We start from the raw sequence: 13616 nt of genomic DNA, 5'->3' as shown, positions 1-13616 counted from the left end.
TATTCGACTGTGGAAAATCCTATCAGGGGGGCGTAGGCAGGTCTGTATGACCAAGGTATGAGGCGAGCATGCAGGTAGGCAGCAGCCAGGGGGATGGGCGTCAACCCATACCCCTGGTGGAAGCAGGTAATGCCTGCAATTCAGCGGCGCAGGCGATGGCTGCCGCCGCGGTAGCGGGTGCCGCCATGATAGCGGTGATGCCCCCGGTAGCGCGTACCGCCGTGATAATGCCGGCCGCCACGGTAATAGTTGTGGCCACGGTAGTGTCGGTAGCCTCGGTAGCGCGGGTAACCGCGATAGTAGCTGCGGTAGCGCGGGTGATACCGGTAGCGGTAGTAGCGTGGTGACGAGTAATAGAGGTACACGCTGCTGGATGGGTAGGTATAGGGATAGCTGGAGTAATAGCCTCCCGACGAGTAGCTACCCGAATAGTAGCCGTCGGTCGCACAGGCGCCGAGCGTGAGCGCTGCACAGACCGTGACGGCGACCAGTCCGGTCTTCAGGGTCCTGTTCATGACGTCAGTCTCCGGTTGGGAAAGTTCCGGTAATTACGGCATTCCCTGCGGCCATCAACTGGCCGCTCGCCTGGTCTATCCAATGCGGCGGGCCCGCCCGGGGACGCGCCTGCCACGCTGAATGCTCAAATTTCGATAGTCTGAAATCACAGTGGGCGGGGCCTGGCGGGTAGTGGCCGCGCCTGCTGGTAGCGGGGGCGGTAGCTGCCACCGCGCCAGTAATAATCCGGGTGGCGCACGTTATGGCAGACACCACCGCGGTTGCGGTGACAGTGGTAGTAGCGCCCCTGTACCCGGTAACGCGTATCACTGGAGTAGCTCCGGCTGACGTAGCCGTCACTGGTGCAGGCGGGCAGGGCCAGCGAGCCCGCGACGAGGACAGCAGTGCCGATGCCCGTGGGCAGCAGCCTGCCAGGTAGCCATTGCATAAGACCTCCACGCCCTATGGCGGGTAAAACGTCTTACATTCAGCCTAGCACCGATGGCGTAGATTTCATCAAATCCGCATCAATGCGGGGGAGTACGTGGAGTGGCGGCCGGATGGAAGGTAGGTGGCCGCCCGCTGGGGGCGGCCAGACAGGAAGTTACTCCCCGGGTTCGACGGTATTGGTGGCGATCACACTGGCATCCTCCAGCGCCGCGGCGAGGCCGGGAATAAAGTTCACGCCCTGCTGCACTTGCATACTGGAACCCTCCAGGTCATCCCCAAAGGGCTGCAGGCGACCGCCCAGGCATTCGGACAGGAAAGCCTCTGTGGCAGCCATGAAGGACAGTCGGTTTTCCGGTTTCTGGAACCCGTGGCCCTCATCCGGGTACAGGATATAGCTGACCGGGATCTCCCGCTCTGCCATGGCCTGCACAATCTGGTCCGACTCCGCCTGCTTCACCCGCGGGTCATTGGCCCCCTGGCCGATCAGCAAGGGCCGCACGATCTGGTCGGCGCGATTGAGCGGTGAGCGTTCCGCCAGCATTTTCCTGCCCGACTCGGTCTCCGGGTTACCCACTGCCGCGTGCAGGGTATTGCGGAAGCTTTCCCAGTAGGGCGGGATGGATTCCAGCAGCGTGTTCAGGTTCGAGGGACCGACAATATCGACACCGCAGGCGAATTTCTCCGGTGTGAAGGTCAGGCCCACCAGGGTGGCGTAGCCACCATAGCTGCCGCCCATGATTGCCACTTCCCCGGGTGTGGTGATGCCCTGCTCGATGGCCCAGTCCACGGAATCAATCAGGTCGTCGTGCATGGCGCCGGCCCATTCACCATTGCCGGCATTGATAAACTCCTTGCCGAAGCCTGTGGAAGCGCGGAAGTTGACCTGCAGCACCGCGTAGCCACGGTTGGCCAGCCACTGGACCATGCCTGAATAACCGAAGGCATCGCGCCCCCAGGGGCCTCCGTGTACCAGCAGGACCATGGGCACCGGCGCCTCTGCATCGCCCTTGTTATCCACGTGCACCGGCAGCGTCAGGTAAGAAACCAGTTTCCTGCCGTCCCGCGAGGTGATGGTTTCCGGATACATGTTTGCCAGCGGCAGGCCGTCGAGTTTCGGGTGGGTCGAGAACATCGGTTCCAGCTTGTTGCTGTTGGTATCGAACACCATGTAAACCGGCGAGGCACTGGCGGTATCTTCGTAGAGGACCCACTTGCCCGCATCGAGGGTGGAGGCCAGGATACCCCAGTCGCCCTCTGTTTCCCTGTTCAGCACAGCGATATCGTTGGTGTAGGTGCCGTCGAGCGGAATCCACTCGTTGGTGTGGTACTGGACGGCATAGGCAATCGGTGTGTGCTTGCGGGGGTGCATAAGCACATCTGATATATCCGCTTTTTCCGATTCCGCCAGGACCTTTGAAGTCCCGCTTTCCAGCTGGTAGTGGACCAGCGTGGCCTTGTCGCGCCCGCGGCTGTCGAGCATGTAGATGCCGGCATTGGCGGCATCGAAGCCGAGGATGCTGGTAGTGAAGGTATCCTTCACGCCCACCTCGAACACTTCCTCCCAGCTGTCACCTGCCCGCGCGAAAACCTTGAAGCCGCCGCTGGGGGTGGATTTTGTTGCAAGCCTCAGGGTGAGTTCGTTGTCAAAATAGAAGCTCCGATACCCGTCGTTTTCGTACAGCAGTTCACGCTCGGCGGTCTTCAGGTCGACGCGGTAAAGGTCGTGCCAGCGGGGATCGCGGTCATTCATGCCGACGATGACCTCACCCGGCCGGGATTCACTCTGGGCGATCATTTCTGCGCGGACCCCCTCATAGGGGGACAGATCGGTGATCTCGCCGCTATCCAGCTCGATGCTGTACAGGTGCCAGTTTTCATCACCATTCTTGTCGCGGGTAAACAGCAGGTGTTCGCTGTCCAGGGCCCAGAAATGCAGGGGGATACCACGGCCTGTATCGCGGGTCACGGGTTTGGCCGCATCGATATCACCGGCGGGGGCCACCCACAGGTTCATCACCCCATCCAATGGTGCGCGGAAACTCATCAGCTTGCCGTTCGGGCTCAGGCGGCCCTGGTAGCGGCTGGGATTGCCGAACAGCAGCTCCCGGTCAATCAGTTTGACCTGCTGGATCGCAGGTTCCGGAGCGGCTGCTTCGGTTTCGGCAGTGGCCTGTTTTTCGCCGCCACAGGCGACCAGTAAAACGGAGAGTGAAATCCCCCCGAGGAACCCCAGAGAACTCTTGCTATTCCGGTTCATGTCTTTTCCCTTTTTTATTGAGCTGTACCTCCCGTTACCGCGCTTGCAGCATTGCACAGGCAGTTTCAATCGGGAAGGGAAGGAAAACGGATCCGGCGGTGGTGGCGCTAATTTGATTTTATTGGGGGGCAATAAAAAGGCGCCGGTCGAAACCGGCGCCTTGTGTATGCTGATTGCAGCAGGACGGCAGTGAAACGGCAGGGCCATTCACCCGGGGCTTACTCCCCGCTTGGCAGCATGTCCTGTTCCAGGAACGGCAGGTATGCGGCACTGGCCAGCAGTTGCTTGGCTTCCTCGATATCCGGGGCGAAGTAGCGGTCCTTGTCGTAGAAGCTGACGCGCTCGCGCAGCTTCGCCTTGGCCTGTTCCAGTTTATCGGTGCTCTTCAGCGGTGCACGGAAGTCCAGGCCCTGGCAGGCGGCCAGCAGTTCCACGGCGAGAATGCCGCAGGTATTGTCGGCCATGTCCCGCAGGCGGCGGCCGGCGAAAGTGGCCATGGAGACATGGTCTTCCTGGTTGGCGCTGGTAGGCAGGGAGTCGACGCTGGCCGGGTGGGCCAGGGACTTGTTCTCGCTCGCCAGTGCAGCGGAAGTCACCTGGGCGATCATAAAGCCGGAGTTCACCCCGCCATTTTCCACCAGGAAAGGCGGCAGGCCGGACAGGTTGGTGTCGATCAACAGCGCCATGCGGCGCTCGGAAAGTGCGCCGATCTCGGCCAGTGCCAGCGCCAGGTTGTCGGCGACCATTGCCACCGGCTCGGCGTGGAAGTTGCCACCGGAAATAATGTCAGAGTTTTCCGGATTTTCCTCGTCGGTAAATACCAGCGGGTTGTCCGACACACCGTTGGCTTCCGCCAGCAATACTTCCGCAGCAAAGCGGATCTGCTGCAGGCAGGCACCCATGACCTGCGGCTGGCAACGCAGGGAGTAGGGGTCCTGCACCTTTTCACAGAACTGGTGGGATTCGCCGATCTGGCTGCTGTCGCCCAGCAGCGCGCGATAGCTCGCCGCTACCTCGCGCTGCGCTTTCTGGCCGCGGACCATATGAATGCGGTCGTCGAATGGGCGGCGCGAGCCCTTGGCGGCTTCCAGCGACAGGGCGCCGGTGACGATACCGCCGGCGAACAGGTCCTCGGCGGCGAACAGGCCCAGCAGCGCAAAAGCGGTGGATGCCTGGGTGCCGTTCAGCAGGGCCAGGCCCTCTTTCGGGGCCAGGGTCAGCGCTTCCAGGCCGGCCTTTTGCAGGCCTTCGGCGGCGGGCCGGCGCTGGCCATCGATAAAGCATTCGCCCTCGCCCAGCAGTACCACGCTCATATGCGCCAGCGGTGCCAGGTCACCGGAGGCGCCCACGGAACCCTTTTCGGGAATGGCCGGGAAGACACCGGCATTGACCAGCTTGATCAGCGCATCGATGACCACCGGGCGCACACCGGAAAAGCCGCGCGCGAGTGAATTGATTTTCAGCACCATCAGCAACCGCACGGTGGCCTCGGCCATAAAGTGGCCGGTACCGGCAGCGTGGGACAGCACGATGGCGCGCTGCAGGGTTTCCAGGTCTTCCTTCTCAATCCGGGTGTTGGCCAGCAGGCCGAAACCGGTGTTGATACCGTAGACGGTGCGCCCTTCGCTCAGCACCTGTGCCACGGTTTTGGCGGATGCCTCGATCGCCGGGTAGGCGCCCTGGTCTAGGGACAGCTCAACCGGTTCACGGGCGACGCGGCGCAGCTGGGCCAGGCTCAGCTGGCCGGGGGTGATTTTCAGTTTGTACATAAATTCTCTCTTGTGCTTCGAGCGCGGAGCTCCAGCTCCGCTTCAGGCCCTGGGCCCGAGCCATATCAGGTTCCGGGGGCCGGCTTCGCCGGCGGGAGGAGCTGGCTGCGGAAGTGCCCTGGCTCCTCATTCCCGGGGTGTTAATCTTTCAGCATCGGCAGGTCGAGGCCCTGCTCGCGCGCACAATCCTTGGCGATGTCGTAACCGGCATCCGCATGGCGCATCACGCCGGTGGCCGGGTCGTTCCAGAGGACGCGCTCGATACGCTTGCGCGCCGCCTCGGTACCGTCACAGACGATCACTACGCCGGAGTGCTGGCTGAAGCCCATGCCCACACCACCGCCGTGGTGCAGAGAGACCCAGGTGGCACCGCTGGCGGTGTTCAGCAGGGCATTCAGCAGCGGCCAGTCGGAGACCGCATCGGAACCGTCCTGCATGGCCTCGGTCTCGCGGTTGGGGCTGGCCACCGAGCCGCTGTCGAGGTGGTCGCGACCGATGACTACCGGTGCTTCCAGTTCACCGCTGGCCACCATCTCGTTGAAGGCCAGCGCCAGGCGCGCACGATCCTTCAGGCCCACCCAGCAGATACGTGCCGGCAGGCCCTGGAACTGGATGCGTTCGCGGGCCATATCCAGCCAGTTGTGCAGCTGCGGGTCGTCCGGGATCAGCTCCTTTACCTTGGCATCGGTCTTGTAGATGTCCTCCGGGTTGCCGGACAGCGCCGCCCAGCGGAAGGGGCCGATACCCTGGCAGAACAGCGGGCGGATGTAGGCGGGTACAAAGCCGGGGAAATCGAAGGCGTTCTTCACACCCTCTTCCAGTGCCATCTGGCGGATGTTGTTGCCGTAATCCAGGGTGGCGGCGCCGCGACGCTGCAGTTCCAGCATGGCTTCCACCTGCACGGCCATGGACTGCTTGGCCGCCTTCACCACGGCCGCCTCATCTTTCTTGCGCATCTCGGCGGCGTATTCCATCGTCCAGCCCTTCGGCAGGTAGCCGTTCAGCGGGTCGTGGGCGGAAGTCTGGTCGGTGACCGAGTCCGGGGTGATATTGCGCTCAACCAGTTCCGGGAAAACGTCGGCGGCATTACCGAGCAGGCCCACGGACACGGCTTCGCCTTTTTCCTTCGCGCTATTGATGATCTCCAGCGCCTCGTCGAGGGTAGTGGCCTTTTTGTCCACGTAGCCGGTGCGCAGGCGGAAGTCGATCCGGGTCTCGTCGCATTCCACGGCGATCATACAGAAGCCGGCCATGGTGGCTGCCAGTGGCTGGGCACCGCCCATGCCGCCGAGGCCACCGGTCAGGATCCACTTGCCGTTTGCCTCGCCGTCGAAGTGCTGGCGCGCCACTGCGGCGAAGGTTTCGTAAGTGCCCTGGACAATGCCCTGGGAACCGATGTAAATCCAGGAGCCGGCGGTCATCTGGCCGTACATGGCCAGGCCCTTTTTATCCAGCTCGTTGAAGTGCTCCCAGGTGGCCCAGTGCGGTACCAGGTTTGAGTTGGCAATCAGTACCCGCGGTGCATCGGCGTGGGTCTTGAATACACCCACCGGCTTGCCGGATTGCACCAGCAGGGTTTCGTCGTCTTCCAGGCGCTTCAGTACCTCGACAATCTTGTCGAAGCATTCCCAGTCCCGCGCGGCGCGGCCGATACCACCGTAGACCACCAGGTCCTCCGGGCGCTCGGCCACTTCCGGGTCCAGGTTGTTCATCAGCATGCGCAGAGGCGCCTCGGTCAGCCAGCTTTTGGCGTTCAACGCGCTGCCGTGGGGGGCGCGGATGGTGCGGCTCGGGTCGTGGCGTTTGTCGGTCATATCTGCCTCACGAAATATTGATAACTTTTCTTTCGTCTTTCCGGACTGCACCGGGATGACGAGGATTGCGTGTAGGGGCGAACCTTGTGTTCGCCCGGGTTCGAGATTGCCAATGGGCCGATGTGCCCACCGCGGCCGGGGCAAACACAAGGTTCGCCCCTATAGAAAATCTCTAGAAACGCAGCTGTGCCCCCAGCCGGTAGCGGCTGCCCGGGTGCACCAGGCGCGCAAAGCTGACAATCCCGGAGCGGCTCATGGTGCGGCGCCAGATCTGCAGGCAGGCGTTGCCGGTCTCCACTTGCAGGGCGCCGGCGATTTCGTCTCCCGCGGCGATCGCCTCCACGGTGGTGTCCGCCTCGGTCAGCGGTGCCACCCTGGTCAGGTAGGCATTGGGGGTGACACGGCTGAAATCCTGTCCCAGGTAGTCGGGCGCCAGTTCCGGGTTGGTATAGCGCTCCTCCCACTGGATCGGCAGGTCGTTGTCGCGGTGCACAATCACCGAGTGGAAGACCCGCGCACCCTCTGCCAGGCCCAGTGCCCGCGCCACACCTGCTGATGCTTCGGTCTCCTCGAGCAACAGGATAGTGCTGCTGTAGCTGTGGCCGCGGGCGGAAACCTCGTCGGCGATGTTGCGTACCTCCAGCAGTGACCCTGCCGGCACCGGCTCGGCGACGAAGGTGCCCAGACCCTGGGTTCGCATCAGCACGCCCTCGTCGGTGAGCTCACTCAGGGCGCGGCGCGCGGTCATGCGGCTGACGCCGAACTCCCGCGCCAGGTGGTTTTCGGAGGGCACGCGAAAGTGCACCGGCCATTCGCCGCACTCGACCTTGTCGCGGATATGCCGCTTGATGGCGGCATATCGGGGTTCCCTGTCCTGGGCTGAGGGTTCTTTACCCATAGCTGAAGGCTCCTTGTTTGGCGTTGAGGGCTCTCTTGCAGTATTCATGGGCTCAGGTACAGTGCATGTCTTGCTTGTATATTCTTGTATATACAAGTTGCTACTATGGATTTGCCGCCGATGGCTGTCAAGCTGCCCGCTGGACTGTGGTCGGGGGCGCAGTCATATGATGTGAATTGCGCCAAGTGACCGGTATCGAACTATCGTTAATGGGAATCGCGGCCGATAGCGCCGCCTGATGGAATACCTATGACTGAACGCTGCGACCTGCTGATCAGCAATGTAAATGCCGCCACCATGGATCCGTCCCTGCCCGGTGGCTACGGCGCCGTGGAAGATGCCGCGGTGGCGGTTACCGGTGGCCGGATTGTCTGGATCGGGCCGCGCCGGGAGCTGCCCGAGTGCGCCGCCGACCAGGTCATCGACGGCGAGGGCCAATGGCTGACACCGGGGCTGGTGGACTGCCATACCCACCTGGTTTACGGCGGTCACCGTGCCTCCGAATTTGCCCGGCGGCTGGGTGGCGAGAGCTATGAGGAGGTCGCCCGTGCCGGTGGGGGCATCCTGTCGACGGTGCGCGCCACCCGCGCGGCCAGTGCCGAGCAGCTTTACCACGGTGCGGAGCCGCGCCTGAAGGCACTCTTGTCCGAGGGTGTCACTACCATAGAGGTGAAGTCCGGTTACGGCCTGGAGCTGGATACTGAATTGAAGCAGCTGCGCACCGCGCGCCGGCTGGCGCAGCACTACCCGGTGGACATCGTCACCACCTGCCTGGCCGCCCATGCGCTGCCGCCGGAATACGACGGCCGCGCCGATGAATACATCGACCTGGTGTGCGGGGAGATCCTGCCGGCAGTGGCGAAGGAACAGCTCGCGGATGCGGTGGATATGTTCTGTGAATCCATCGCCTTTTCGGTGGAGCAGTGCCAGCGGGTGATTGAGTGTGCCAGTGAGCTGGGCCTGCCGGTCAAGGCACATGCCGAGCAGTTGAGCAGCTCCGGCGCCACCAGTATGGCGGCGAAAGCCGGCGCCCTGTCGGTGGACCACATCGAGTACATTACCGATATGGATGTGGCCGCAATGGCCGAAAACGGAACCGTGGCAGTGTTGTTGCCCGGCGCTTTCTATACCCTGCGGGAGACGCGGGTGCCGCCAGTGGACAAGCTGCGCGCATCCGGGGTCAGCATGGCGCTGTCCACGGACCTCAACCCGGGCAGTTGCCCCATCGCGTCCCTGCGCCTGATGATGAACATGGGCTGCAACCTGTTCGGCCTGACACCGGCGGAAGCGCTTGCCGGGGTGACCCGCTCTGCGGCGCGGGCGCTGGGCCTGTGCTGCTCACGCGGGGTCCTGCGTGCAGGGCTGCGTGCGGACATGGTGCTGTGGCCCATGGATACACCGGACCAGCTGGCCTATGAATACGGGGCCATCAAGCCGACCGGGATTTTCTTTGGAGGTAAGAATGTTACAGCTGGCTGATATGCGCCTGTGGAGTGGTCGTACCGACTCCGAGGACGGCAAGGCGGGCGAGCGCTGGCACCAGCGCATCACCCCGCTGCAGCTGGACAGCGCGCCCGGGCTTGCGATCCTGGGTTTTTCTTCCGATGAAGGGGTGCGCCGTAACAAGGGCCGCATCGGTGCTGCCAAGGGGCCACGTATCCTGCGCCTGGCCATGGCCAACCTGCCGGCCACGTTTGACGCCCCACTGTACGATGCCGGCAATGTGCGCGTGGAAAAAGAGGACCTGGAATCCGCCCAGTCGCTGCTGGGTGCACGGGTCACCGAGTTGCTGGACGGCGGGCACTTTCCACTGGTCCTGGGTGGCGGCCACGAGATTGCCTACGGCAGTTACCAGGGCGTAGCCCGCTGGATGCGCGAGCTGCACCGGGACAAGACCCTGGGGATCATCAATTTTGATGCCCACCTGGACCTGCGTATTCCCGCGCCGAAAGGTTCATCCGGGACGCCTTTCTACCAGATTGCAGAACAGTGTGAGATTAACGGCAAGCCGTTTAATTACCTGTGTGTGGGCGCCGCCGACAATGCCAACACGCCGGCACTCTATAACCGCGCGGACGAACTCGGTGCGCAGGTTATCCGCGACCGGGAAATCACCCCCTGGAACCTGGACAATGTGCGGGAAATTATCGAGGGCTTTATCGGCGGGGTGGACCTGGTTTATTTAACGGTCTGCCTGGATGTCTTCCCGGCGGCGGTGATGCCGGCGGTCAGTGCCCCTTCTGCCCGCGGTGTGCCGCTGGAGCTGTTCGAGCCGCTGCTGGATACTGTGCTGGAATCCGGCAAGGTGTGCCTGGCGGATATGGCCGAATTCAATCCCTACTTCGATATCGAGGATCACGCCGCGCGCACGGCGGCCCGGATCGGTTTCCAGATTGCCAATGGGGCTGCCGCTGCAAAATAAATGGTACCAGGCTCGGGTACGGGCCTGGGATGACACCTGCAGCGGGCGGCGTTCAGCCCGCTGATGACAGCGCCGGTAATGCGGTAAATAAAATGGTGGCTGCCAGCAGGACGACCGATGGCCACGTGTTCAGCAGCTTTTTCCATGGCCGCCCGGCATTTCTCAGGGTTGCTTGCATCCCATTGCCTCCTTTCGATCGGTAAGTATTGCCTTGGAGTAAGTAAAGTGCCCGATTGTTTCATCGGCCACTGAAAAATTCTTTCGTTTGCCCGGGGCTGTCACATTCACCGGTACTACCAGTCCACGAATCAGTCCCGCTGCAAATTTCCTCTCATCGCCAGGGGGCACCTGCCCCAGGTTGGACTGGTCGTTGATGTCCCCGGGGCAGGACTTGTTTGACATTGCTGGCTTCTCGGGGAGAGGGTGACGCGAGACGGCCTATTTCAGCCCGGGTATTTTGCCCCGCAAGGCAAAGGGGCCGATATAGCAGACCTGCGAAGTTATTGCGGGATCCTGTCGCGACGGTAAAACACGAGTCAGCAGGCCGGGCAACAGTGACAATGCTGGAATTGCAGTGACGACTGTGCCCGGCCCGCTGGGGGTGCTCTGCGGGCGTCAGGTGGTTACGTGCAAGCGTACTTCGATGTTGCTGCGGGTGGCGTTGGAGTAGGGGCAGACCTCGTGTGCGCGCTCGACCAGTTGTTCTGCCTCCGCCTGCTCCAGGCCGGGCAGGTTTACATGCAGGTCCACATCGAGGCCGAAGCCACCTTCCACCTGGCCAATGCCCACTTCACCGCGCACATTGGTCTCTGCTGGCACCGTGACCCTGGTCTGGCCGCCGACAAATTTCAATGCGCCGATAAAGCAGGCGGAATAGCCCGCAGCGAACAGTTGTTCCGGGTTGGTGGCCTCACCACCAGCACCACCCAGCTCTTTCGGGGTGGCCAGGTTGACGTCCAGCACCCCATCCGAGGAAACGGCCTTGCCGTCACGTCCGCCGGTTGCTGTGGCTGAAGCTTTGTAGAGTACTTTCATGATTTCATCTCTTCTCTGGGTCGGGTTGTGGCGCGATGCGCTGTTGCTCGCGCCAGCCTTGAATTCGGGAGAAGGTTATCGCGATAACAGTTATCGCGATAATTAAATGTGACTATGAACGCGATAGTCCCGGGCGGGGGTCGGTTCCGGTGTCAGAGATGGGTATTGATGGTGTCGCGCAGCGAATCCAGCTGCTGCTTCAGTTTGCGCGCAGTTTTCTCATCGAGTCCGCTGATGCAGAAAATGCGTTCGGGAACATCCCTGGCCTGCCGCTGCAGCTTCCTGCCCGCTGCCGACAGCAGGATCAGCACCCGGCGGTCGTCCTCCGGGTCGCGCCGGCGATCGATCAGTCCCTGGGTTTCCAGCCGGCGGATTACCGGGCTCAGGGCACCCTTGTCCTGCATCAGGCGGGCGCTGAGCTCAGTGGCGGTGATGCCGTCCCGCTCCCACAGCACCATCATCATCAGGTATTGCGGGTAGGTGAGGCCCAGCTCATCCAGGATCGGCTTGTACAGCTTGCCCATTGCCAGCGACGTGGAGTAGAGACTGAAGCAGAGCTGGTTGTCGAGCCTGAGGTCATCATCTTTGGATCTGGGCATGGGGTGCCGGAACCTTACAGCAATCTGGGACCGCAAGTGTAAAGCAGGCCGCCCGGCACTTGTACACAGTCTTTCGGCATACTCCCTGCCGAAGGCTTCTCTGGGGCTTGTTGTCCAGGGTGTCCTCCGGCAGCTTTCCGGAATGGATTCAGGTGCCAATATGCAGGCGTACATCCACATTGCCGCGGGTGGCATTGGAGTAGGGGCATACCTCCTCATGGGCGCGGTTGGCGACTTTTTCCGCCTCGTCCGCATCCATGCCTGGCAGGCTGATGTGAAGGTCGATATCGAGCCCGAAACCCTTCTCCTGCGGACCGATGCCCACCTCGGCGCGCACACTGGTGTCATCCGGCAGCTTCAGACCCCCTTTGTCGGCGACATGTTTCATGGCGCCGATAAAGCAGGCCGAGTAGCCGGCAGCAAAGAGCTGTTCCGGGTTGGTGCCGTCGCCACCACTGCCGCCCATCTCCTCGGGCACGTCCAGTTTGACGGCAAGTTTTCCGTCGGACGATTTGGCCTCGCCGTCACGGCCACCGGTGGCGGTAGCGACAGCGGTATAGAGGGTCTTCATTATTGCGCTCCCTGGTTCATTAATTGGTGCCCCAGCAGTGTAGCCAGCTCTTTCCCGGCCGGGGCTGGCCGGGCACGGCCAGGCTGACAAAAATTTGTGTAAGCTTTTTGCCGCCGCCGGTACTGTAGAACCGGATGACACCAGGAAAGGGTTAAGGAGTAGCCTTGAAGGCCCGCGACACGCAGTTTCAGCAGCTTCTCAATGATTACGGCGCGGGCATTGCTCGTGTCGCGGGGACCTATGCCCGCACCACGGAGGAGCGGGATGACCTGTTGCAGGACATCTGGCTGGCCATCTGGCGGGCGCTGCCGGGCTTTCGGGGTGAGTCCAGTGTGAAGACCTTTATCTTCCGCATTGCGCACAATCGCAGTGTTACCGAGCTGGCCCGACGGCGACCGGACCAGGACGATACGTTGCTGGAAGGTGTGACAGATAGTGCGCCGGGCCCGGCCGAGCGGCTGGCAGGACAGCGGCAGTCAGAACAACTTCTCTCTGCGGTGCAGGCACTGTCGCTGGGTCTGCGCCAGGTCATCAGCCTGCGGCTGGAGGGGCTCAGTTACAGCGAGATTGCCGAGGTACTGGGTATCAGTGAATCCAATGTGGCGGTGCGCCTGAATCGTGCCCGCCAGCGACTGTCGAAACGGCTGGGAGAGCACAGTGAGCGATAACCCCCATCAGGCGAACGACCACCCGGGACGTGATCCGGCGGATGATTGGTCCGGTCTGGAGAACCTCTGGCAGGAGCAGGTCCGGCCAGTGCCGGCAGGGGCAGAGATAATCCGGCATGTGCGTCGGCAGGAACGCCGGCTGCGCATCAACGCGGGTCTCGAGTGGCTGGTTGCTATCGCCCTGGTGACGTTTGCCCTGGTGCGACTCTTCTCCGCAGCATCCACAGAGAACATCCTGCTTGCGACGCTAATCCTCTTGCTGGTGGTATGGGCCCTGAATTTTTCTATCGCTAATCGCCGGGGATTGATGGAGCCCCATGGCGAATCCGTACAGGCGTACATGGACCTTGCCCTGCTACGTCTCCAGCGCCGCCGCCGCGGCGTGCGCTTCGCCTGGTTGTTGTATGCCGTGGAAATCTCGATCTTTATTCTCTGGGAGCTGGCCGAAAGGTTCGGGGGCATCGATACAGGCTTCAACCTGTTATCGCCCGGTGCGCTGGTAACTGTGCTGGCGATAACTGCAGTCATGGTTGCCTGGAGCCTGTTGGTCTGGCGCCAGACCGGTCGCGAAAAGCGCGTAATCGAGTCGCTCAGTCATTAAGCCGGGAAGAAATTTGTAAGGTTTGTTTTTGCGCTGG

The 13616-nt window shown here is 62.2% G+C and carries 15 protein-coding genes; 4 read left to right on the top strand and 11 right to left on the bottom strand.

What is annotated here, in order from left to right; translation table 11 throughout:
- Positions 1 to 140: 140 nt before the first annotated feature.
- From LVE68_RS09080 to hutC, 6 genes are all read right to left on the bottom strand, one after another.
- The gene (locus LVE68_RS09080) at positions 141 to 515 is read right to left on the bottom strand and encodes a hypothetical protein (protein WP_232939893.1); all 375 of its coding nucleotides are present in this window, start codon (positions 513 to 515) and stop codon (positions 141 to 143) included.
- A 146-nt stretch (positions 516 to 661) separates the two neighbouring features.
- Complete coding sequence (locus LVE68_RS09075; RefSeq protein WP_232939892.1) at positions 662 to 943, bottom strand: hypothetical protein; 282 nt, start codon at positions 941 to 943, stop codon at positions 662 to 664.
- Between the two features lie 156 nt (positions 944 to 1099).
- Positions 1100 to 3202 (bottom strand): S9 family peptidase, encoded by a 2103-nt coding sequence (locus LVE68_RS09070; RefSeq protein WP_232939891.1) that lies wholly within the window; start codon positions 3200 to 3202, stop codon positions 1100 to 1102.
- Positions 3203 to 3420: 218 nt separating this feature from the next.
- Positions 3421 to 4971 (bottom strand): histidine ammonia-lyase, encoded by a 1551-nt coding sequence (gene hutH / locus LVE68_RS09065; protein ID WP_232939889.1) that lies wholly within the window; start codon positions 4969 to 4971, stop codon positions 3421 to 3423.
- 140 nt (positions 4972 to 5111) lie between these two features.
- Positions 5112 to 6785 (bottom strand): urocanate hydratase, encoded by a 1674-nt coding sequence (gene hutU / locus LVE68_RS09060; RefSeq protein ID WP_232939888.1) that lies wholly within the window; start codon positions 6783 to 6785, stop codon positions 5112 to 5114.
- Between the two features lie 172 nt (positions 6786 to 6957).
- Complete coding sequence (hutC, locus tag LVE68_RS09055) at positions 6958 to 7683, bottom strand: histidine utilization repressor (RefSeq protein WP_232939887.1); 726 nt, start codon at positions 7681 to 7683, stop codon at positions 6958 to 6960.
- 249 nt (positions 7684 to 7932) lie between these two features.
- Between hutC and hutI the strand changes: the two genes are divergently transcribed.
- Positions 7933 to 9162: an imidazolonepropionase gene (gene hutI, locus LVE68_RS09050; protein ID WP_232939886.1), complete on the top strand. Its 1230-nt coding sequence runs from the start codon at positions 7933 to 7935 to the stop codon at positions 9160 to 9162.
- The gene (gene hutG, locus LVE68_RS09045; RefSeq protein ID WP_232939885.1) at positions 9146 to 10105 is read left to right on the top strand and encodes a formimidoylglutamase; all 960 of its coding nucleotides are present in this window, start codon (positions 9146 to 9148) and stop codon (positions 10103 to 10105) included. Before hutI ends, hutG begins: the two co-directional genes overlap by 17 nt.
- A 52-nt stretch (positions 10106 to 10157) precedes the next feature.
- On the opposite strand, the gene LVE68_RS18170 is transcribed toward hutG, so the two are convergent.
- The 5 genes from LVE68_RS18170 to LVE68_RS09025 form a co-directional block, all read right to left on the bottom strand.
- Entirely contained in the window at positions 10158 to 10283 is a 126-nt protein-coding gene (locus tag LVE68_RS18170; protein WP_255701095.1) for a hypothetical protein, read from the bottom strand.
- Positions 10268 to 10507 carry a hypothetical protein gene (locus LVE68_RS09040; protein ID WP_232939884.1) on the bottom strand — a complete coding sequence of 80 codons (240 nt, stop codon included), beginning with the start codon at positions 10505 to 10507 and terminating at the stop codon, positions 10268 to 10270. The genes LVE68_RS18170 and LVE68_RS09040 overlap by 16 nt, the downstream gene beginning before the upstream one ends.
- A 213-nt stretch (positions 10508 to 10720) precedes the next feature.
- Entirely contained in the window at positions 10721 to 11140 is a 420-nt protein-coding gene (locus LVE68_RS09035) for an organic hydroperoxide resistance protein (RefSeq protein ID WP_232939883.1), read from the bottom strand.
- 152 nt (positions 11141 to 11292) lie between these two features.
- Positions 11293 to 11739 carry a MarR family winged helix-turn-helix transcriptional regulator gene (locus LVE68_RS09030; protein WP_232939882.1) on the bottom strand — a complete coding sequence of 149 codons (447 nt, stop codon included), beginning with the start codon at positions 11737 to 11739 and terminating at the stop codon, positions 11293 to 11295.
- 148 nt (positions 11740 to 11887) lie between these two features.
- Positions 11888 to 12310 carry an organic hydroperoxide resistance protein gene (locus LVE68_RS09025; protein ID WP_232939881.1) on the bottom strand — a complete coding sequence of 141 codons (423 nt, stop codon included), beginning with the start codon at positions 12308 to 12310 and terminating at the stop codon, positions 11888 to 11890.
- Positions 12311 to 12474: 164 nt separating this feature from the next.
- On the opposite strand from LVE68_RS09025, the gene LVE68_RS09020 reads away from it, so the two are divergent.
- Both LVE68_RS09020 and LVE68_RS09015 read left to right on the top strand, forming a co-directional pair.
- Positions 12475 to 12978: an RNA polymerase sigma factor gene (locus tag LVE68_RS09020; RefSeq protein ID WP_232939879.1), complete on the top strand. Its 504-nt coding sequence runs from the start codon at positions 12475 to 12477 to the stop codon at positions 12976 to 12978.
- Positions 12968 to 13579 carry a hypothetical protein gene (locus tag LVE68_RS09015; protein ID WP_232939877.1) on the top strand — a complete coding sequence of 204 codons (612 nt, stop codon included), beginning with the start codon at positions 12968 to 12970 and terminating at the stop codon, positions 13577 to 13579. The genes LVE68_RS09020 and LVE68_RS09015 overlap by 11 nt, the downstream gene beginning before the upstream one ends.
- Positions 13580 to 13616 lie beyond the last annotated feature (37 nt).

The sequence above is a fragment of the Microbulbifer sp. YPW16 genome (assembly GCF_021290385.1).
In the GTDB taxonomy this organism is placed as follows: Bacteria; Pseudomonadota; Gammaproteobacteria; order Pseudomonadales; family Cellvibrionaceae; genus Microbulbifer; species Microbulbifer zhoushanensis.
Note: the sequence above shows the minus strand (reverse complement) of the source record. Positions and strands in the feature narration are given on the sequence as shown.

Excerpts from the sequence above, each read along its gene's own strand:
- LVE68_RS09030 (WP_232939882.1), bottom strand. The coding sequence starts at position 11,739 with ATGCCCAGATCCAAAGATGATGACCTCAGGCTCGACAACCAGCTCTGC.
- LVE68_RS09025 (WP_232939881.1), bottom strand. The coding sequence starts at position 12,310 with ATGAAGACCCTCTATACCGCTGTCGCTACCGCCACCGGTGGCCGTGAC.
- LVE68_RS09070 (WP_232939891.1), bottom strand. The coding sequence starts at position 3,202 with ATGAACCGGAATAGCAAGAGTTCTCTGGGGTTCCTCGGGGGGATTTCA.
- hutG (WP_232939885.1), top strand. The coding sequence starts at position 9,146 with ATGTTACAGCTGGCTGATATGCGCCTGTGGAGTGGTCGTACCGACTCC.
- LVE68_RS09075 (WP_232939892.1), bottom strand. The coding sequence starts at position 943 with ATGCAATGGCTACCTGGCAGGCTGCTGCCCACGGGCATCGGCACTGCT.
- LVE68_RS09080 (WP_232939893.1), bottom strand. The coding sequence starts at position 515 with ATGAACAGGACCCTGAAGACCGGACTGGTCGCCGTCACGGTCTGTGCA.
- LVE68_RS09035 (WP_232939883.1), bottom strand. The coding sequence starts at position 11,140 with ATGAAAGTACTCTACAAAGCTTCAGCCACAGCAACCGGCGGACGTGAC.
- LVE68_RS18170 (WP_255701095.1), bottom strand. The coding sequence starts at position 10,283 with ATGCAAGCAACCCTGAGAAATGCCGGGCGGCCATGGAAAAAGCTGCTG.
- hutI (WP_232939886.1), top strand. The coding sequence starts at position 7,933 with ATGACTGAACGCTGCGACCTGCTGATCAGCAATGTAAATGCCGCCACC.
- hutH (WP_232939889.1), bottom strand. The coding sequence starts at position 4,971 with ATGTACAAACTGAAAATCACCCCCGGCCAGCTGAGCCTGGCCCAGCTG.
- LVE68_RS09040 (WP_232939884.1), bottom strand. The coding sequence starts at position 10,507 with ATGTCAAACAAGTCCTGCCCCGGGGACATCAACGACCAGTCCAACCTG.
- hutC (WP_232939887.1), bottom strand. The coding sequence starts at position 7,683 with ATGGGTAAAGAACCCTCAGCCCAGGACAGGGAACCCCGATATGCCGCC.
- hutU (WP_232939888.1), bottom strand. The coding sequence starts at position 6,785 with ATGACCGACAAACGCCACGACCCGAGCCGCACCATCCGCGCCCCCCAC.